The sequence below is a fragment of the Kitasatospora sp. NPDC087861 genome, assembly GCF_044742585.1.
Lineage (GTDB): Bacteria > Actinomycetota > Actinomycetes > Streptomycetales > Streptomycetaceae > Kitasatospora.
In genome coordinates this window covers 4,617-8,759 of the sequence record NZ_JBIUUS010000062.1, presented here as the reverse complement: position 1 = coordinate 8,759, position 4,143 = coordinate 4,617, and the positions used below count along the sequence as shown (strand labels likewise).

Annotated in this window: 2 protein-coding genes; both read left to right on the top strand. The window is 69.8% G+C overall.

Annotation, left to right across the window (positions count from 1 at the left end; all coding sequences use genetic code 11):
* Positions 1-994 precede the first annotated feature (994 nt).
* The gene (locus ACIOJE_RS39420) at positions 995-1,882 is read left to right on the top strand and encodes a class I SAM-dependent methyltransferase (protein WP_280677826.1); all 888 of its coding nucleotides are present in this window, start codon (positions 995-997) and stop codon (positions 1,880-1,882) included.
* A gap of 17 nt (positions 1,883-1,899) precedes the next feature.
* Positions 1,900-3,510 carry a flavin-containing monooxygenase gene (locus tag ACIOJE_RS39415; protein WP_400783242.1) on the top strand — a complete coding sequence of 537 codons (1,611 nt, stop codon included), beginning with the start codon at positions 1,900-1,902 and terminating at the stop codon, positions 3,508-3,510.
* The last annotated feature ends 633 nt before the right edge of the window (positions 3,511-4,143 follow it).

Sequence of the window (4,143 nt, the reverse complement as noted above, 5' to 3'; positions counted from 1 at the left end):
GGCCACCGGCCACCGGCCACCGGCCACCGGCGCCAGGGAACATCCGCTCAAACAGCCGGGCACCAACCGTCCACGACGGGAGGAACGTTCACACGGACAGCGGGCAACGGGCAGCGGCCACCCGTTCCAGGGCCGGGCCGTCCAAGGAACCAGGGCACCGACCGCCCGCCGGACGCGACGCCCCCGGCCACACCGGCAGGCGAACACCCACCCGCCAAACCGCCCGCCCATTCCCGCACGGCAGTCCACGCCCGGCAGGCACCAACCGCCCACGCCACGAACGACCCACTCGACCACCCCGGCCGGCCGGCCACCAACCCGCTCCACCCGCAGGTCAGTTCACGCCCTCCAGGAACCAACCACCTGACCCCGCACGACCGCTCGGCACCGGCAGACACCAACCACCCACGGCACGAACGACCCGCCCGGCCACCCGGACAAAAGCCACCCACCCCCGCAAGACCACTCGGCACCGGCAGACACCAACCGCCCGCCGACACCACGACCACCAGGCCACCAGGCCACCCAGGCCAGGCCAGGCCGGTCGCCAACCAGAGCCACCCGCAAGGCCGTTCACACCCGGCAGGCACCAACCAGCGCCACCCGCAAGGCCATTCGCGCCAGTTAGGCACCACCCAGCGTCACCCGCAAGGCCGTTCAAACCCGGCAGGCACCAACCACCGGATCCCGCAACGGCCGTTCACACCGGGCGGGCACCGGCCGCCCGCACCCGGGACGACCGACCGCACCCGGGCGGGCACCGGCCGCCCGGCCAGGACGAACCCCGTCCGCACCAGGCCGGACACCCCCGGCCACGTACCACCACGGCCCGCCCGCACCCACACCACCGCCCGGCCCCCACAGGACCCGGCACCCGCACCACCGCCCGGCCCCCACAGGGCCCGGCACCCGCACCACCGCCCGGCCCCCACAGGGCCCGGCACCCGCACCAACCCACTCCACCCGTCCCACCACCAGAACAGGGGCCCACCGCATGACCACCGCCGAAACCCGCTCCATCAACCCCGACGTCGACGCCATCCGCCACCACTACGAAGTCGGCAACGACCTCTACCGGCTCATCCTCGGCCCCACCATGATGTACTCCGGCGGCTACTGGGAGGACGGCGAGGACCTCGTCGCCACCCTCGACGAAGCCCAGGAACGCAAGCTCGACGTCTTCACCGACCTCGCCCGCGCCGCCGGCACCGCCAAGGTCCTCGACATCGGCTGCGGCTGGGGCACCATGCTCAACCGCCTCACCACCGTCCACGGCGTCCAGCAGGCCGTCGGCGTCACCCTCTCCCGCACCCAGGCCGACTTCGTCGCCGCCCTCGACAACCCCGCCATCCACGCCCGCGTCGAGAGCTGGGAAGACCACAAGGCCGACGGCGACCCCTACGACGCCGCGTTCTGCATCAACGCCCTCGAACACTTCGTGCTCTCCTCCCTCACCCCCAAGGAGCGCACCCAGCGCTACCGCGTCTTCTTCAAGCAGGTCCACTCCCTCCTCAAGCCCGGCGCCCGCTTCGTCCTGCACACCATGACCGTCGAGAACCCCCCACTGCGCCGCCAGCTCCTCGACGACCTCAAGTTCCTCCAGCGCGAGGAGTTCGAAGGCTGCCACATCCCCCGCCTGCCCGAACTCGCCGCCGGCCTCGACGGCCTCTTCGAAGTCACCGAGATCCGCAACGAACCCGAGTCCTTCGCCCGCGCCTGCCGCGCCTGGCTCCAGCTCCTGGCCGCCCGCCGCGACGAAGCCGTCACCCTCGCCGACGAAACCACCGTCGCCCGCTTCGAACGCTACCTCGACATCTTCGCCTACACCCTCGAAGACCACATCTTCAACAACTTCCGCGTCACCCTCACCCGCCGCGCCTGACCAGAGGAAACCGGGCCATGACCACCACCGCCGAACACCCCACCCCCGCCAACCCCGACGACCCCACCCCGGCCACCGCGGTGCCCGCGGCCGCCGACGACACCGCCACCACCCCCCACCCCACCACCCCCAACCCCCTGCGCGTACGCCACCTCAAAGCCGCCATCATCGGCGCCGGCATCTCCGGCCTCGGCACCGCCATCCGCCTCCTGCAGACCGGCACCGACGACTTCCTCGTCTTCGAACGCGCCCACGACCTCGGCGGCACCTGGCGCGACAACACCTACCCCGGCTGCGCCTGCGACGTCCAGGCCCACCTCTACTCCTTCTCCTTCGCCCGCAACCCCGCATGGAAATCCACCTTCGCCACCCAGGCCGAAGTCCACACCTACCTCAAAGACACCGCCCGCCGCTTCGGCATCGAACCCCACCTGCGCTACGGCCACGAACTCCTCGACGCCACCTGGGACCAGGACCACCGCCACTGGCGCATCCACACCACCCACGGCCACTACACCGCCCAGGTCCTCATCACCGGCACCGGCTACCTCTCCGAACCCGCCATCCCCGACCTACCCGGCCTCGACACCTTCACCGGCACCGTCTTCCACTCCTCCCAATGGCGCCACGACCACGACCTCACCGGCCGCAACGTCGCCGTCATCGGCACCGGCGCCTCCGCCATCCAGTTCGTCCCCGCCATCCAACCCCAGGTCGCCCGACTCCACCTCCACCAGCGCACACCCCCCTGGGTCGCCGCCAAACCCGACAAACCCAACACCCCCCGCCACACCTGGATGCTGCGCCACCTCCCCGGCTACCAACTCCTACGCCGCAACTTCAACAAACACGGCCGCGAAATCGTCGCGTTCTTCATGTCCCGCCCGGGACGCACCACCGGCATGAAGAACATGGCCGCCGGCCACCTCAAAAAATCCGTCCCCGACCCCGACCTCCGCAAACGCCTCACCCCCGACTACACCGTCGGCTGCAAACGCCTCCTCTTCTCCAACACCTGGTACCCCGCCATCCAACAACCCAACGTCGACATCATCCCCGACACCATCACCGACATCGGCCCCACCCACATCACCACCGCCGACGGCACCCGCCGCACCGTCGACACCATCATCCTCGCCACCGGCTTCACCGCCACCGACCGCCCCATCGCCCACCGCATCCACGGACGAAACGGCCACACCCTGCACCACACCTGGACCACCCACGGCATGCAAGCCCACCGCGGCACCACCATCCACGGCTTCCCCAACCTCTTCATGCTCCTGGGCCCCAACACCACCCTCGGCCACTCCTCCCAAACCGTCATGATCGAAGCCCAGATCACCTACATCATCAACGCCCTCAAAACCCTCGACAAACACCACCTCACCTCCCTCGAAATCCGCCCCGAAGCCCAAACCGCCTACAACAAAACCCTCACCAAACACCTCACCGGCACCGTCTGGAACGCCGGCGGCTGCACCAGCTGGTACACCGACAAACACGGCAACAACCCCTCCATCTGGCCCACCTACACCTTCCGCTTCCGCAAACAAACCCGCCACTTCGACCTCCCCAACTACCAAACCGCCACCCTCACCCACCCCCAACCCCCCAACCCCACCTAACAACCACCACCACACCGCAGAAACCAGACAACAGACCACGAAGCACCAACCACCCACCACAGGAACCAGACAACGGACCACGGGGCACGGGGCACCGGCCACCGACCACGGGAACCGGACAACGGACCACGGGAACCAGAACCGGGCAACGGGCAACGGGCAACGGGCCACCGGAACCAGGCAACGAGCAACGGGCAACAAACAGGCCGCGGAAAGCGCGAGTCCGGCAACGCCCCACCCGACACGGGCACACAACCGGCGGAACCCGCGGAACCCGGCCACGGGCCACGGGCCACGGGCCACGGCACGACCAGCACGACCAGGCCGCGCAGACCCCGAGTCCGGCAACGGCCCACCCGACACGGGCACACAGCCAGCGGAACCCGGCGAAATCCGGACGACGGCCCGACCGGCACAAACAGGCGACGGAGAGCGCGAGTTCGACCACCGCCCACCCGGCACGGGCACCCGAGCAACGGAACCCGCGCAGTCCAGACCACGCCACACGAACACGTAAACACCGGAACCCCGCGAAGCCCGGACGACGGCCCGACCGGCACAAACAGGCGACGGAGAGCGCGAGTTCGACCACCGCCCACCCGGCACGGGCACCCGAGCAACGGAACCCGCGCA